Here is a 16172-nt window from a genome sequence, read left to right as displayed (position 1 = left end):
CTACTAAAGACTAATGCTGCGCGAGGAAGGCATAACAGCAGCCACTGCCTTGCGATGTAGTAGGGACCACCGATCTCAACGCAACACTAGGCGGAAGGACAGCTGCCCTTCGATTCTCTCTACTTGAGGGCACGACAGCCGCCGCTGGCGCTTTGCGGTTCATGTCTTAGCACCCTCCAATGGCTAGCTGTAACCCGTATTTCACGACAACAAAAGTTGCTACGGATGTTTCACGTGAAACCCAGCGAGCGTAAAAAACGATGGGTGGGTAGGCTTGTGGCCGCAATAGGGAAATGCCACGTGCACGGGTCACCAAGAGTGCCCGCGTCCTTATGTCGCCTATTACCATTGGGCTAGCCGAACTGAGCGGAAAATATCCTGCATGAATGCCGACTTGCCCGCGCACGGGACAGCCATGCGGATTAATCGTGGCAGCAGTGAAGGGCTCGGCTACGGCGTAGAGCAGCCGCTGAAAGTACGGGCAGGCCGCACGCGCAGCGCTGTATCGCAAGAATACCGCAAGTTCGATGACTGTCTGTCTCAATCTCTGCAAATAGATTGAGGCGCCCCGACTAGGTGAGCGGGTGCCCCATCACTTGCGGATAGCTCGCTAGGAGTGTTCGCTGGCGCTAATACCTAGGGTGACCCCGCAGGTCGACTCAAAAGAAGATGAGCTACGGCATCTGAATCGAGTGCGTCAGCCATAAGAGCCTGGCCAGCTAGGTTGCCCCCTGCAAAGAACACCCGTTCCCTGATTGTGGAGAGGCCAGTAGCAGTGACGGCGTAGGCACCTTCCCCTTGGGCGACTAGCCTAAGAGCTTCACACCTTAGGAGTCTCCACGTTCGCGAGCCCGAGTGTCCGTCTCAAAACACATCACGGAGGAACGTTTCACGTGAAACACCTACGCCCACTCTAAGGAACGTCGGGCCAGAACATGCCCTAGTCGCCCTTGCACCGAGGCTACTGCTCGCGCCGATAGCAATCGTAGTCAAAGCTAAGCCTGAAATTGATATAGCTGCAGCCACTATCCGCAGTAGATCTCCAACCGCAGAAAAAGACCAGGTCTGCGTCATGTGCTGCACCTCCTCGTGTTTACGGTACTCCGGCCATAAGTGCTGGGGGAGTTCCGGACCAATCCCCCAGTAACGCCAGCAGCGGTTCTTGTCCGGAAAAGCACGGAGAAACTTCGTGGCCGCTCTGCCCTAGTGGCCGAAAGCACAACGAGCAACAGTCCACATGAATCGCATCCGCTGTTTCACGTGAAACAGCAACTCTAAGCCCAAAAGTCGCTACGACCACAAATGGAAGGAGGCAGACTTCGTAGTCCGATAACGGGGACCTACAAGGCGCAGACGAGCACTATGAAAATTTGATCTCGATGCCCAGGCATACGTTGAGTGGGCCCAACTGAATGAAGGCTCCACTGCAAGTCTTGCAGCGGAGCATTGAACAACGTTAGTTTCCTGCCATTAGCCAATAGCAGACGCGCCTGTCACCGGGTTATGGGAACCCGCTAGAAGCAGTAAAACGCCGGCGCCAGGACTATTAGTTCTCCGAACCAGGAGCGAGCACGTCCATGATTCGGTTAAGATCCTCAACACTGGCAAATTCGATGCTTACTCGGCCCTTACGAACGCCCAGCGAGATCTTCACGTTCGTGTCCAACCGATCGGAAAGCGACGACGCCAGGTAATCAAGGCGCTCGTGGCGCGCACCAGGACGCGGAATGTTGTTCTTGGCCGGCTTGGCAGGGTCTTGGTACAGAGCCACGGCTTCTTCTGTAGCGCGCACAGACATTCCCTCGGCCACAATGCGCTGGGCAAGCCGTTCCATCGCAGCTGCGTCAGGAAGCGCCAGGAGGGCGCGTGCGTGGCCCGCAGACAGCACGCCGGCCGCAACCCTTCGCTGAACCAAAGCAGGCAGCTTCAGAAGCCGGAGGGTGTTGGACACCTGCGGGCGCGAACGGCCTATGCGGTCGGCCAGCTGTTCGTGGGTAGTACCGAAGTCCTCAAGGAGTTGCTGGTAGGCAGCAGCCTCTTCCAACGGGTTCAGCTGGCTTCGGTGAAGGTTCTCGAGCAGTGCATCCCGCAGCAGATCATCATCGGTGGTGTCCCGGATGATGGCGGGGATGGTTTCGAGTCCAGCGGCCTGTACAGCACGCCACCGCCGTTCACCCATGACGAGCTCAAACGGTTCTCCACCCACTTCGGTTGAATTCCGAACCACAATGGGCTGGAGGACACCGACTTCGCGAACTGAGTGCACAAGCTCCGCCATGTCGTCCTCATCAAAGACCGCACGAGGCTGTTTCCGGTTTGGGTGGATGTCGGAGACGCGTATTTCCGCAAAACGGACTCCCGGGACCTGCACCAGTTCCACACCAGTGTCCGTTGCAAAGGAATCAAACGAATCACCAGCGGCGGCATCCACAAGCTCCGCCTGGTCCGCCTTTGACGAGTCCGTTGTGGCGGTGTCAGATGCCTCAGCCCCACTCTTTACGGTGGGCTCGTCGGCGTCCTGAGTGCTGCCGGCGCTGTTCCCTGCCGGCTCGTCAGTGGAGTCCACGGGAGTGGGGGCTGACGTCGGTGCCTGCCGCGCGGATGATTTCGCTGCAGACGTCTTGGCCGGCGAGTTGCTGGTTGCCTTGGCTGGAGACCTTTTTATGGACCCTGATTTACCCGGCGTCGTCACCTTCAGGACCGACTCCTGCGTCGACAAAGCATCGACTTCCTCCGGCTCGGAAGTCTTCCTGCGCCCCTCGGGAAAGAAGAGATCGACGGGCCGTGAGACCGCTGCACCGTTGCCGGCCCCGTTCGCACCGGCGGAACTCGGAATCAGTGCGCCCAAACCGCGGCCTAGGCCCCGTCGCTTCTCGCTCATGGGTAAATCCCTCCAGTGGTAGAGCACGGCCTTACCGCGCTCCAGTTGTTGCAGTTCTTGAAGTTTTAGCGTTCCGCTATTTCAGCAGCGGCTTCCAGGTAAGAAAGGGCTCCACTGGATGAGGGATCGTACGTCATCACGGTTTGCTGGTAGCTCGGAGCCTCCGAGATGCGGACCGAGCGCGGCACCACCGCGGACAGTACTTGTTCGGGGAAGTGCTGGCGGACCTCGGCGGCAACCTGGGCAGCGAGGTTGGTCCGGCCGTCGTACATGGTCAGGAGGATGGTGGACACCACAAGGTCAGCGTTGAGATGCTTCTGGATCATCTCGATGTTTTTGAGGAGCTGGCTCAGCCCTTCCAGTGCGTAGTACTCACACTGGATCGGAATGAGGACTTCGCTCGCCGCACAGAACGCGTTGACCGTCAAGAGGCCGAGGCTCGGAGGGCAATCAATGAAGATGTAGTCCAGGCGTTCTTCGCCCTTCTTTTCACGCGTCTTCGCGTAAACATCGATTGCCCTGCGTAGCCGCTGCTCGCGCGCCACGAGTGACACGAGCTCAATTTCCGCACCGGCCAGGTGAATGGTTGCCGGTGCACAGATGAGGTTTCCGATATCCGGGCACTGCGCCACTACATCAGAAAGAGGAACATCGTTGATCAGGACGTCATAGATGCTGTCCACGTCTGCGTGGTGCTCTATGCCCAACGCAGTGGAAGCGTTGCCCTGGGGGTCAATGTCAATGACCAGAACATTCAGTCCGGCAGCGGCAAGGGCGGCGGCGATGTTGACCGTGGTGGTGGTCTTGCCTACGCCACCCTTTTGATTGGACACGGTGAAAATGCGCGTCTTCTCGGGACGCGGCAACTGGCGCCCCACGAGCCGTTCGCGCCTGCGGGTCTCGTGCGCCAGTTCGCGGGCAATTGGACTTGTGTCGTCTATGGCATCGATGATGTTTGCCCTACCGGTAGACGTTGTTTCACGTGAAACGGCGCCCGCCGAAGACGGTGCTACCTTTTTCGATTGATTAGACGAAAAACCTGACGAAGCGGATGCAGCACCAGCGAAAGAACGCGCTGACCCCAATGACACGAACGGCGGTATCCGTTGCGTGGAGGCTTCGCTACTGGTCACTGGGGCACACTCACTCTCGTTCAGCTGTTTTTGCTGCCGTTGACTAGCCTAACTGCTTACCCCGGCAGACTGTGGCCGCCGGGCCTACCCTAGGCCTTCTTTTGGGACTTGTTCACAACGATGCGCACTACAGTGGTGGGCTCTTCCAGCAGGTTGTCGCCCACCGTGACGACAGATGTCTGAACGCCCCCCAGTTTTCGGATAACCTTGGCGGCCTTTTCGATCTCCTCGGCCGCGCTGCGGCCCTTGATGGCAACAACCTCGCCATGGCCGCCAAGCAGGGGAATAGTAAGGCTTGCGAGGTTGGTCAGTGCAGATACCGCGCGTGCCGTCACAACGTCAGCCTCCACATGCCCGACGGCAAGTTCAGCACGCGTCCTCATGACGGTCACGTTATCGAGGTCCAGGTCGTCGACCACTTCCTGCAGCCAGATCACCCTGCGCTCCAGCGGTTCGATCAGGGTAAGCTCCAGGTCAGGGCGGGCGATTGCAAGGCAAAGGCCTGGCAGCCCGGCGCCACTGCCCACGTCGGCTACGTGGCTTCCCTGCGCAATCTCACTCTCAATGACCGCGCAGTTGAGGACGTGCCGTCCCCACAAGCGGGGAATCTCCCGTGGCCCGATCAGACCACGCTCCGTCCCAGAGGTGGCCAGGTGCTCCACATACCGCTTCGCGAGGTCCAGTCGGTCACCGAAAATCTTTTCAGCCGCCAGAAGCTCAGCTGCAGTGATGTCAACCATGATCAGGGAATCAGCAATCCTCTAGTCCGCGGATACAACAATGTGGCGTCCGGCGCCTTCGCCCTAGGACTCGCTCACGAGGCCCAGATCAGCGACGGCGTCGTGAACGATCTTCCGCTCATAAGCACTCATCGGTTCGAGAGCAACAGCTTCGCCTGTCTCCTTTACAGCAGCTGCCGCATCTTCGGCGATCTTCTGAAGGTGGCCCGTGCGTTCCTGCCGGTAGCCGTTGATGTCCAGCACCAACCTGGACCGGTTCTCCGTAGCGGACAACACCGAGAGCCGGGTCAGTTCCTGCAAAGCTTCCAGGACTTCGCCGTCCTCTCCCACCAGGCTGTCCAGGGTGTCGGACTCTTCTTCCGTAACGATCGAGATGTAGGTGCGGCCGTTGCGGACCTCTATGTCTATGTCACCGTCAATATCTGCAATGTCCAGGAGTTCCTCGAGGTAATCAGCTGCAACGTCGCCCTCTTCCTCGAGCCGGCTGGCCGAGGACACCTTGGGGGCGGAGTTGTCCTCTGCCGCGGACTCGTCCTGATCGTCGATGATCTCATCGGAAAGGGCGTGTTCGGTACTTTCGGCTGACATTACTTCTTCTTCCTGTTCTTGCGTTGTGGCTGGATGCGCTGTCCCTTGGCCTGTGCCACGGCAGCAGCGGCCGCAGCGGCGTCGGCGTCATCGTCCTTCTTGCCGCCAAGGATGGAGAGGGCCGGGAGGCCCTTGGCGGCACGGCGCTCGGCGAGGGCCTTGGCAGCGGGGGATCCCGGCGTCGGCATGCGGCGGATGACAAAGAACTGCTGGCCCATGGTCCAGAGGTTGGTGGTGGTCCAGTAGATCAGGACACCGATGGGGAAGTTGATGCCGCCCACACCGAAAACGATGGGCAGGATGTAGAGCATCATCTTTTGCTGGCGCATGAAGGGGCTGGCCATGGCCTCTTCAGACATGTTCTTGGCCATAATCTGCTTCTGCGTGATGAACTGCGAAGCTGTCATCGCCAGGATCATCAGGATGGAGAGGATCCAGACTGCCACCACGTTGCCACCAGGGGGTGTGCCATGGAGCAGGGTCGCCGACAGGGGGGCACCGAAAATGGTGGACTGGTCAAACTGAACCACCTGCTCGTGGCTCATGGCGCCGATGCCCTCGCCTTCGCGGCTGGCCGTCGAAATACCGGACAACACCGTGAACAGCGCAAAGAAGAACGGCATCTGGATCAGCATGGGCAAGCACGCGGAGAACGGGTTGGTCCCGTGCTTCTTGTACATCGCCATCTGTTCCTGCGCCATGGCCTGGCGGGACAGCTGATCGGTCTTGCCCTTGTACTTGTCCTGAAGTTTCTTCAGGTCCGGCTGCAGCAGCTGCATGCCGCGCTGTGCCTTGATCTGCTTGACGAAGACGGGGATAAGGGCGGCACGGATCACCAGCACCAGCCCGATGATGGACAGCGTCCAGGTCCAGCCCGAGGCCTCAGGCAGGCCAATAGCAGTCAGGCCCTCGTGGAAGCCCACCATGATGATGGACACAAGCCACTTGAACGGAAACATGATTGTTTCAAAGAAGTCCATACTTATCCCTATTCGTCAGGCCGCAGTGCGGCCTTCTCCATCAGTCCGAGCAGCCAGGTACTTGTCCGGGTTGTTCAGCACAACAATTGTGGGGGTCTGGCTGGCAGGCCATTCCCGGTGGCCGGCGGGGACATGATCCACACCACCGGCGTTCCATGGATGGCAGCGGCCGAGGCGGCGGGCGGCCAGCCAGCTCCCCTTGACGGCGCCATGGACGGTAACAGCTTCAAGGGCATAGGCCGAGCATGAAGGGAAGAATCGGCAGACCTGGCCGTACAAGGGAGAGATCACCTTGCGGTAGGCAGTCAGCAAAAGGATAAGAGTGTTGCGGGGCAGGTTCCAGAGGAACCTCCCGGCAGCGGCAGCAGCAGGAAGGAGATAGGTGACGACGACGGCGGTGGCGTTACGCACGCAGTGTCCCCTCCTGTGTTGTATCGGCCGAACCGTTAGCAGCAGCCCGTGCAGGGCGGCCAGCCAGCCGGGTCATAGTCGCTGCCAGTGCGGCGTTGTAATCCGACAACAGCTGATCCCAGCTTGCGGACGCGGACGCAGGAAGCGCCCGGACCACTATGGCAAACCCGGTACCGTACTCGCGCAGCGAGGCAGCACCTGCTTCTCTCAGTCTCCTCTTAACGAGGTTCCTGACCACAGCGTTCCCGACACCTTTGGAAACGATGAACCCGATCCGGCTTGGTTCGTCAGCAGCAATGGCTGCCGTATATAACACTACGTTCCGGCGTCCATTGCGGACACCGGAACGTACAGTTGTTGAAAAATCGGTTGCAGTCCTCAAACGGTTGCGGGTGGCCAGCACCTTAAACTCGCAAAGAAATGTCTACCGACGAGTCAGTATTTACGCCGACAGCTCGGTACGGCCCTTGCCACGACGGGCTGCCAGGATGGCGCGACCGGCACGGGTACGCATACGAAGGCGGAAGCCGTGCTTCTTGGCTCGACGGCGGTTATTCGGCTGAAAAGTCCGCTTGCTCACGTTAGTTACTCCAGTGGATCAAAGGTGCGCCCACCCGATCAGTAAGGGGAAGAACTGGCCGACGCTAAGTTTTGTATATGCACGCTTCCCCCGGCTGCTCAAACGCACTGCGTCTGAGAGATTCAGATGGGGCCAAAAAGCGGACACAAAGGACTTCACAACGTTAGGGCAATTTGAACCCCCGAGTCAAACCGGAGCAGGGCCGCAGCAGTATCCACAACTGTGGCCAAGCAGCCCTTCCAGCCTGTGGATGAAGTGGCTCACAGCCCCGTTTTCAGAACAACAGCCGTGTAATTATCCACAAGCTACTTGCCAGCTATCTTCTAGGCTTTTCATCCCCTAGAGTTGCCCAGTAGCCGATTATCCACGTGCTGTGCATAACCCTGTGGATGAAGCTGAGCCCCTCCTGGTTCAAGACTTGCGGCTGCAGGCAATGCAGGCAAAGCAAGTTTTGAGGGAACCGATTGATGACAGTAGACGAAGCCAACCACGCCAATACTGTCGGAAGTTCCTGGCGGCGCGTGATCACCCTGCTGGAGCAGGACCACCGCGTTACCCCGCGGCAGCGTGGCTTTGTCATCCTGGCCCAGGCCCAGGGCCTGATTGGCTCCACCCTGCTGGTTGCCGTTCCCAATGAGCTCACCCGCGAAGTGCTGCAGACCCAGGTCAAGGACGCTCTGGATGACGCCCTGCACAACGTGTTCTCCGAGGACATCCGCTGTGCCATCGACGTGGACACCGATCTGGTGCCTGTGCACGTAGAGCCGGAACCCGTCGTCGAACCTTCCTTCTCGCCGGACCAGCTCATCGAGCAGAAGCCGCAGCCCATGCTGCCCAGTACCTCCCACGAGTTCGGCCGCCTGAACCCGAAGTACGTCTTCGACACTTTCGTTATCGGTTCCTCCAACCGCTTCGCCCATGCAGCGGCCGTCGCAGTGGCTGAAGCGCCGGCCAAGGCGTACAACCCGTTGTTCATCTACGGTGACTCCGGCCTGGGGAAGACACACCTGCTGCATGCGATCGGACACTATGCCCGGCGCCTGTATAGCGGAATCCGCGTCCGCTACGTCAATTCAGAGGAATTCACGAACGACTTCATCAACTCCATCCGCGACGATGAAGGCGCCAGCTTCAAGACCACGTACCGCAACGTGGATGTGCTGCTGATTGACGACATTCAGTTCCTCGCCGGCAAGGACCGGACGCTTGAGGAGTTCTTCCACACCTTCAATTCGCTGCACAACAACAACAAGCAGGTGGTCATCACCTCGGACCAGCCGCCCAAACTGCTCGCCGGTTTCGAGGACCGCATGAAATCGCGCTTCGAATGGGGCCTGCTGACGGATATCCAGCCGCCGGAGCTCGAGACCCGCATCGCCATCCTGCGCAAAAAGGCCCTGAGTGAAGGCCTTTCGGCGCCGGATGACGCCCTGGAATACATCGCGTCCAAAATCTCGAGCAACATCCGTGAACTTGAAGGCGCCCTGATCCGGGTTACTGCCTTCGCCAGCCTGAACCGGCAGCCCGTTGATGTGGCCCTCGCCGAGATGGTCCTCAAGGACCTCATCACCGACGACGGCGCCCAGGAGATCACGTCGAGCCAGATCCTCACGCAGACTGCGGACTACTTCAAGCTCAGCATGGAAGAGCTCTGCAGCAAGTCCCGCACCAGGACCCTCGTCACCGCCCGCCAGATCGCCATGTACCTGTGCCGGGAACTGACGGACATGTCGCTTCCCAAGATCGGCCAGGAGCTCGGCGGCCGCGACCACACCACTGTGATCCACGCGGACCGCAAGATCCGCGAACTCATGGCCGAGCGCCGTGTGATCTACAACCAGGTGACAGAGCTGACCAACCGGATCAAGCAGCAGCAGCGCGATTCCTGACCTCGCCTCTATACCTTATTAACAGATGCATGTGGATAAGCCTGTGGATAGTTAAGGGGACAACGGCGGTTAATGGGCTTAAAACCCTTAAGGCGCCTGTGGATTCGAAAAACGGCCAAAAAAGTTGTCCCCATCCACACCCTGTTTAAAACCTGCTCCGCCCACAGCTCATGAACAGGGCTTAACCGCCGGATCCTGCGCCCGGAGGAGGTTATCCACAGTTTCCACAGCAGTTATTAACACTACTAATCCCAAAAATTTGAAATCCCTCAAATAACAAGTTCGTTCTCCTGCCCCGCACCAGGGCCGACGGCCCCGAGGGACCTGACGGGGACAATCGGGGGATGGGTTAATCGCTGATCTTCCGGCTAAGCTGTCAGCAGCGCTCCCATCCTTGGGTTTCTGCGTGGTCAAGGCAGCACGGACCATGCAGGTTCAGGTGTCGGAACAACTCCTTTGGGGGCTTCCTGCGGGAAGTTTCCGGAACACCATCGCAGCAGCAATGAAAGGCGGCACCCTTCCGTGAAGTTCAGAGTCGATCGGGACGTCCTGGCAGAAGCCGTCACGTGGACAGCCCGATCGTTGTCTCCGCGGCCGCCTGTCCCCGTCCTTTCCGGCCTGCTTTTGAAGGCCGAAGCAGGGACTGTCAGCCTTTCGAGCTTTGATTACGAGACCTCCGCCCGTTTGGAGATTGCGGCAGATATCCGTGACGAAGGCACCATCCTGGTTTCCGGCCGCCTCCTCGCGGACATTTGCCGCAGCCTTCCCTCAGCCCCTGTCGACGTCGAGACGGACGGCAACAAGGTCACACTGACCTGCCGCCGAAGCAGCTTCCACCTGGCGACGATGCCTGAAGCTGAATATCCGCCGCTTCCATCACTTCCCACCGTCAGTGGAACAGTTCCGGGTGACGCCTTTGCCCAGGCGGTCTCCCAGGTGATCATTGCAGCCAGCAAGGATGACACCTTGCCTATCCTCACCGGGGTTCGGATGGAGATCGAGGATGACCTCATCACACTCTTGGCCACGGACCGCTATCGTCTTGCCATGCGTGAGGTGCCGTGGAAGCCGGTGAATCCGGGAATCTCCACCAGTGCCCTGGTCAAGGCCAAGACCTTGAACGAGGTAGCTAAAACCCTTGGCAACAGCGGTGATATCCACCTCGCTCTCGCAGATGACGAAAGCCGCTTGATCGGGTTCGAAAGCGGTGGACGTACCACCACCTCGCTGCTGGTTGATGGGGACTACCCGAAGATCCGCTCGCTCTTCCCGGATTCAACTCCAATCCACGCAACCGTGCAGACCCAGGAACTCGTTGAAGCGGTACGGCGCGTGTCACTGGTGGCTGAACGCAACACGCCTGTCCGGCTGGCCTTCACCCAGGGTCTGTTGAACCTTGACGCCGGCACCGGTGAAGACGCCCAGGCGTCCGAGGAACTGGAAGCCCAGCTCTCCGGTGATGACATCACCGTCGCGTTCAACCCCCACTACCTGGTGGAGGGCCTGAGCGTTATTGAAACCAAATTTGTCCGGTTCTCATTCACGGCAGCACCAAAGCCCGCAATGATCACCGCCCAGGCAGACGCTGACGGCGAAGACCAGGACGACTACCGTTACCTCGTGATGCCGGTCCGCCTCCCCAACTAGTCCCTGCCGCCACGCCCGCCCCGCAAGTCCCCATCGGCTTCCATCCAGGGAACCCTGGCGGCGTCGGCCCACGCAGTTGGACTACTCACCCTCCCACCAGCGCAGAAAAGAGATCCACCGTGCACATCGGACTGATCGGCCTCGGCAAAATGGGGTTCAACATGCGCGAACGCCTGCGCAAGGGGGGTGTGGACGTCACCGGGTACGACCGCAATCCGGACGTCACCGACGCCGGCTCCATTGATGAGCTCCTCGCCGCGGTTCCCAGTCCACGGCTTATCTGGGTGATGGTTCCCGCCGGCGACATCACCGACGCCGTGATCAGGGAACTCAGCGAAAAACTGGATGAGGGCGACCTCGTGATCGACGGCGGCAACTCGCGTTTCACTGAAGACCAAAAGCACGGGGAACTCCTCGCCGCCAAGGGAATCCGTTTCGCGGACTGCGGCGTTTCCGGCGGCGTCTGGGGACTGCAGAACGGATACGGGCTGATGGCGGGCGGCGATGCAGCCGACATTGAACGCGCTCTTCCCGTGTTTGACGCCCTGCGTCCTGAGGGTGAACGCGAAGACAGCTTTGTCCACGTGGGCGGTGTTGGCGCCGGCCACTACGCGAAGATGGTGCACAACGGCATCGAGTACGGCCTCATGCAGGCGTACGCCGAGGGTTACCAGCTGCTCGCTTCCAAGGACATCATCACCGATCTGCCGGGCACCTTCCGTGCCTGGCAAAAAGGCACCGTGGTCCGTTCCTGGCTGCTCGACCTCCTGGTCAAGGCACTGGACGAAGATCCGGGCCTGCAGAACATCGACGACTACGTCGAGGACTCGGGTGAGGGCCGGTGGACCGTGGAAGAAGCGATTGCCAACGCCATTCCCGCGCCGGCCATCACCGCTGCGCTCTTCGCACGCTTCGAATCGCGTGAGGACAGCTCCCCAGCCATGAAGATGGTGTCCGCCCTGCGCCACCAGTTCGGTGGACACGCAACCCGTCCCGCCAAGTAGCCACCACGGGGAGCTCCTTAGGTTCCCAGAATTGCCGAACCCCGCGTGTACCTAGAACACCTCTCACTGACCGACTTCCGCAGCTACGCCCAGGTGGACCTTGCCCTGGGTCCGGGTGTCACCGTCCTGGTGGGCTACAACGGCATTGGCAAGACCAACTTGATGGAAGCCATCGGCTACCTGGCCACGCTGAGCTCCCACCGGGTCAGTTCAGACGGACCGCTCCTGCGGTTCGGCACCGACCGTGCACTCGTCCGGGCACGGCTGGTCCGCGGCGGGCAGATCACCGTGCTGGAACTGGAGATCAACGCCGGCCGGGCCAACCGCGGCCGCATCAACCGGAGCAACCCGGTGCGCGCCCGCGACCTGCTCGGCATATGCCAAACAGTGCTCTTCGCCCCGGAAGACCTGGCACTGGTAAAGGGTGACCCCTCGAACCGGCGCCGCTTCCTCGATGAGCTGCTCGCAAGCCTGGTCCCGCACCACGCGGCCACGCGCAGCGACTATGACCGCGTCCTGAAACAACGCAACGCCCTGTTGAAGTCCGCTCGTGCCGGCAGGTTCACCTCCGCCCATGAAGCAACATTGGATGTCTGGGACCAGCACATGGCCAGGGCCGGGGCCGAGTTGCTTTATGCCCGGCTTGAACTCGTGGAGCGTCTCCGCCCGCACCTCGCCCGGGCGTACGCCGAGCTGACTGACGCGTCCAAACCCGCTGACGCCCTCTACCGCTCCACGCTCCAGGATCAGATGGACGACGACGGCGCCCTCTTGCGAAGTGACGCCGGTACCGGAGCCGGAAGTGCTTCGCCGGAAGCCGACGACTTGCGCCAACTGACGGTTGAGCAGTTGACGGAACGGTATGTGCGTGCCTTCGCAGAGGCGCGACGGAAGGAACTGGAGCGGGGGATCTCGCTGGTGGGACCGCATCGCGATGAACTGGAGCTGATCCTGGGCCAGGCACCCGCGAAGGGCTACGCCTCCCATGGAGAAACGTGGTCCATGTGCCTCTCGCTCCGGCTCGCTTCCTATTACGTGATGTTGGATGATGCCCGTACCGGCGGTTCTGCCCCCATCCTGATCCTTGATGATGTTTTTGCCGAGCTTGACGTCCAGCGCCGGCGTAAACTGGCGGCAATAGTGTCGGGCGCGGAACAGGTCCTGGTGACCGCCGCCGTCGACGCCGATATCCCGGAAGAGCTGTCCGGCCGGCGGGTGAAAATCATCGCGGGAGGTATCGATGAATAGGGACGAGAAAAAGCCGGGCCAACAGCCCGGCGGGCAACAACCCCGCGGCACTGACGGCCGAGTCCCCGACAACATTGACGCGCCGCAGGCTGCACTGAACAGGATGCGGGAGGCTGCGGCAGCGCGTGGAGAAATCCGGCGGGCCGCCACGCGCCCGGGATCCCAGAAGGCCAAACGCGGAATCAGGGACACCCGTGGTTTCAGCCAGTTCCATGCCACCGGGCGCGATCCCCTCGGCCTCGGCAACGTAGTGGGCCGGCTTGTGGCTGAGCGCGGTTGGACATCACCGGTTGCGGTGGGCTCCGTCATGGCGGAATGGGCCACCCTGGTGGGACCGGAAATTTCCGCGCACTGCACGCCGGAGAGCTTCACAGACACTACGCTGCACGTCAGATGCGATTCCACGGCCTGGGCCACGCAACTGCGGCTTCTCGGCATCAGCCTGCTGGAAAAATTCCGCGTGGAACTGGGGGATGGAGTAGTCACCAGCATTCAGGTTCTCGGACCCTCGGCACCCAGCTGGCGCAAGGGCGGCCGGTCCGTGAACGGACGGGGACCCCGCGACACCTACGGATAGTCCGTCGTCGAACTCTTGAAAATCCCCTGATTGGCGTGTAGCGCCCTGGAAGGGTCACAGGCTGTATAGGCACCCGGAGACCGGACCGCTGGAGCGTCCAAGGCGGGATACATGGCCTGCCGCAGGCACATTGGCCTTCGCTCACGGCTCCGCAATGCGGGGATACCGCCGGTTTCGCGATAGAATCGCTGTAGATAACTGGGCGCGGGTGAAACGTTGACTGAGTCCGTTTTCCGCAGGCTTTCAGCACGCGGACATCGGGTTCCGCCATCAGCTAGTCACCGGCGCTATAAGTTTGCGCCTGCCGGCAGATGGAATTCCTGGGGACCCGGGGAAGACATCGGCCGGCCACCATCGAGAACAGAGGAGTCGGCAACGCCTGTGGCTAACGACAATACGGATATTCTGGCAGTTGAACCCGCAGTCGAGGATGCCCGCACGCCTGACACCCCTGCGGAAGCTGCCACCCCGCGCGAATACGGCGCCAGTGACATCACCGTCCTTGAAGGCCTGGAAGCAGTGCGCAAGCGCCCGGGCATGTACATCGGCTCCACCGGGCCGCGCGGGCTCCACCACCTGGTCTACGAAGTGGTGGACAACTCCGTGGATGAGGCCCTCGCCGGCTACTGCACCCACATCGAGGTAGTGCTTCAGGCCGACGGCGGCGTGAAAGTCGTCGATGACGGCCGCGGCATCCCCGTCGACATGCACCCCACCGAGCACAAACCCACTGTCGAAGTAGTCATGACCATCCTGCACGCCGGCGGCAAGTTCGGCGGCGGCGGGTATGCCGTTTCCGGTGGCCTCCACGGCGTGGGTATCTCGGTTGTCAACGCCCTCTCCAGCAGGGTGGATACCGAGGTCCGGCGGCAAGGCCACGTGTGGCGGATGTCCTTTGCCGACGGCGGCAAACCCCAGGGCAGCCTGGTCAAGGGCGAGGAAACCGACCACACCGGAACTACCCAGACGTTCTACCCGGACGCCGAAATTTTCGAGACCACCGAGTTCGACTTTGAGACGCTTCGGGCACGGTTCCAGCAGATGGCCTTCCTCAACAAGGGCCTGCGGATCACCCTGACGGACGAACGTACCTCGACCAGTGACAGTGAAGAGGACGCTGACCTTGATTTGGACGGCATGGTCACCGAGGGCGAAGTCAAAGCCGAGCACCGCACGGTGGTTTACCAGTACAACGAAGGCCTGCTGGACTACGTCAAGCACCTGAACTCCGGCAAAAAGGTGGAGGTAGTCCACGAGGACGTCATTGCCTTCGAGACCGAGGACAAGGAACGCCGGATTGCCCTGGAAATGGCAATGCAGTGGACCAACGCCTACTCCGAAAGCGTCCACACCTACGCCAACACCATCAACACCCATGAGGGCGGTACGCACGAAGAGGGTTTCCGTGCTGCCATGACCTCCCTGATCAACCGCTACGCGCGGGAAAAGGGAATCATCAAGGAAAAGGACGACAACCTCACCGGTGACGATATCCGTGAGGGCCTTACCGCCGTCATTTCCGTCAAGCTTGCCGAGCCCCAGTTCGAGGGCCAGACCAAAACCAAGCTCGGCAACTCCGAGGTCAAGGGCTTCGTCCAGCGCGTTGTTACCGACGGGCTCGGTGACTGGCTGGAACGCAACCCCGGCCCTGCCAGGGACGTGATCCGCAAGGCCATATCAGCGGCGCAGGCCCGGATGGCGGCGCGCAAGGCCCGCGACAACGCCCGCCGCAAGAGCCCGCTGGAATCGTTCGGTATGCCGGGCAAGCTGTCCGACTGCTCCTCGAAGGACCCGGAGAAGTGCGAGGTCTACATCGTGGAGGGTGACTCGGCAGGCGGCTCGGCCAAGCGCGGCCGGAACCCCGAGACCCAGGCAATCCTTCCGTTGCGCGGCAAGATTTTGAACGTGGAGCGCGCCCGCCTGGACAAGGCACTGGGCAACGCAGAGGTCCAGTCCATGATTACGGCCTTCGGTACAGGCATCGGCGAGGACTTTGATCTTTCAAAGCTCCGCTACCACAAGATCGTCCTCATGGCCGACGCCGACGTGGACGGCCAGCACATCACCACCTTGCTGATGACGCTGCTCTTCCGTTACATGCGGCCGCTGATCGAAAACGGCTACGTCTACCTCGCCCAGCCGCCGCTGTACAGGATCAAGTGGTCTAATGCGGCCCACGACTACGTCTACAGCGACCGTGAGCGTGACGCAAAACTGGTCGCCGGCCAGGCAGCAGGGCGCCGCATCCCGAAAGACAACGGCATCCAGCGCTACAAGGGTCTCGGCGAGATGGACTACACCGAACTCTGGGACACCACCATGGATCCGGACCACCGCACGTTGCTTCAGGTCACTATGGATGATGCCCTCGCTGCGGACCAGATCTTCTCGGTCCTGATGGGCGAGGACGTGGAGTCACGCCGTAACTTCATTCAGCAGAACGCCAAGGACGTCAGGTTCCTGGATATCTAGGCGCACTTCCCTGACATTCCAG

The 16172-nt window shown here is 60.7% G+C and carries 15 protein-coding genes; 7 read left to right on the top strand and 8 right to left on the bottom strand.

The window, feature by feature from the left end; all coding sequences use genetic code 11:
- Positions 1 to 382 precede the first annotated feature (382 nt).
- A complete protein-coding gene (locus tag AC5RTE_RS15420; protein WP_494042254.1) occupies positions 383 to 562 on the top strand; it encodes a hypothetical protein in 180 nt (59 codons plus the stop codon).
- 984 nt (positions 563 to 1546) lie between these two features.
- Here the strand turns inward: AC5RTE_RS15420 and AC5RTE_RS15415 are convergent.
- From AC5RTE_RS15415 to rpmH, 8 genes are all read right to left on the bottom strand, one after another.
- Positions 1547 to 2881 (bottom strand): ParB/RepB/Spo0J family partition protein, encoded by a 1335-nt coding sequence (locus AC5RTE_RS15415; protein WP_494042253.1) that lies wholly within the window; start codon positions 2879 to 2881, stop codon positions 1547 to 1549.
- Positions 2882 to 2946: 65 nt separating this feature from the next.
- Positions 2947 to 4014: a ParA family protein gene (locus AC5RTE_RS15410; protein ID WP_494042252.1), complete on the bottom strand. Its 1068-nt coding sequence runs from the start codon at positions 4012 to 4014 to the stop codon at positions 2947 to 2949.
- An 89-nt stretch (positions 4015 to 4103) separates the two neighbouring features.
- A complete protein-coding gene (rsmG, locus tag AC5RTE_RS15405) occupies positions 4104 to 4754 on the bottom strand; it encodes a 16S rRNA (guanine(527)-N(7))-methyltransferase RsmG (RefSeq protein ID WP_494042251.1) in 651 nt (216 codons plus the stop codon).
- 63 nt (positions 4755 to 4817) lie between these two features.
- Positions 4818 to 5342, bottom strand: coding sequence for a Jag family protein (locus tag AC5RTE_RS15400; RefSeq protein ID WP_494042250.1), 525 nt, complete (start codon positions 5340 to 5342; stop codon positions 4818 to 4820).
- Complete coding sequence (gene yidC / locus AC5RTE_RS15395) at positions 5342 to 6322, bottom strand: membrane protein insertase YidC (RefSeq protein ID WP_494042249.1); 981 nt, start codon at positions 6320 to 6322, stop codon at positions 5342 to 5344. The genes AC5RTE_RS15400 and yidC overlap by 1 nt, the downstream gene beginning before the upstream one ends.
- Positions 6323 to 6337: 15 nt before the next feature.
- Entirely contained in the window at positions 6338 to 6733 is a 396-nt protein-coding gene (yidD, locus tag AC5RTE_RS15390) for a membrane protein insertion efficiency factor YidD (RefSeq protein ID WP_494042248.1), read from the bottom strand.
- Positions 6726 to 7136 carry a ribonuclease P protein component gene (gene rnpA, locus AC5RTE_RS15385; protein WP_494042247.1) on the bottom strand — a complete coding sequence of 137 codons (411 nt, stop codon included), beginning with the start codon at positions 7134 to 7136 and terminating at the stop codon, positions 6726 to 6728. Before rnpA ends, yidD begins: the two co-directional genes overlap by 8 nt.
- Before the next feature lie 39 nt (positions 7137 to 7175).
- A complete protein-coding gene (gene rpmH / locus AC5RTE_RS15380) occupies positions 7176 to 7313 on the bottom strand; it encodes a 50S ribosomal protein L34 (protein ID WP_003800212.1) in 138 nt (45 codons plus the stop codon).
- 467 nt (positions 7314 to 7780) lie between these two features.
- Here rpmH and dnaA point away from each other — a divergent pair, with 467 nt between their 5' ends.
- From dnaA to gyrB, 6 genes are all read left to right on the top strand, one after another.
- Positions 7781 to 9202 carry a chromosomal replication initiator protein DnaA gene (gene dnaA, locus AC5RTE_RS15375; protein ID WP_494042246.1) on the top strand — a complete coding sequence of 474 codons (1422 nt, stop codon included), beginning with the start codon at positions 7781 to 7783 and terminating at the stop codon, positions 9200 to 9202.
- Positions 9203 to 9724: 522 nt separating this feature from the next.
- Positions 9725 to 10849: a DNA polymerase III subunit beta gene (dnaN, locus tag AC5RTE_RS15370; RefSeq protein ID WP_494042245.1), complete on the top strand. Its 1125-nt coding sequence runs from the start codon at positions 9725 to 9727 to the stop codon at positions 10847 to 10849.
- 119 nt (positions 10850 to 10968) lie between these two features.
- Positions 10969 to 11853 (top strand): phosphogluconate dehydrogenase (NAD(+)-dependent, decarboxylating), encoded by an 885-nt coding sequence (gnd, locus tag AC5RTE_RS15365; RefSeq protein WP_494042244.1) that lies wholly within the window; start codon positions 10969 to 10971, stop codon positions 11851 to 11853.
- Positions 11854 to 11898: 45 nt separating this feature from the next.
- Positions 11899 to 13101, top strand: coding sequence for a DNA replication/repair protein RecF (gene recF, locus AC5RTE_RS15360; RefSeq protein WP_494042243.1), 1203 nt, complete (start codon positions 11899 to 11901; stop codon positions 13099 to 13101).
- Positions 13094 to 13678, top strand: a complete 585-nt coding sequence (locus AC5RTE_RS15355; protein ID WP_494042242.1) for a DciA family protein — start codon at positions 13094 to 13096, stop codon at positions 13676 to 13678. The genes recF and AC5RTE_RS15355 overlap by 8 nt, the downstream gene beginning before the upstream one ends.
- 381 nt (positions 13679 to 14059) lie before the next feature.
- Entirely contained in the window at positions 14060 to 16150 is a 2091-nt protein-coding gene (gyrB, locus tag AC5RTE_RS15350; RefSeq protein WP_494042241.1) for a DNA topoisomerase (ATP-hydrolyzing) subunit B, read from the top strand.
- Positions 16151 to 16172: the final 22 nt, after the last annotated feature.

The organism is Arthrobacter sp. K41 (genome assembly GCF_059089645.1).
Note: the sequence above shows the minus strand (reverse complement) of the source record. Positions and strands in the feature narration are given on the sequence as shown.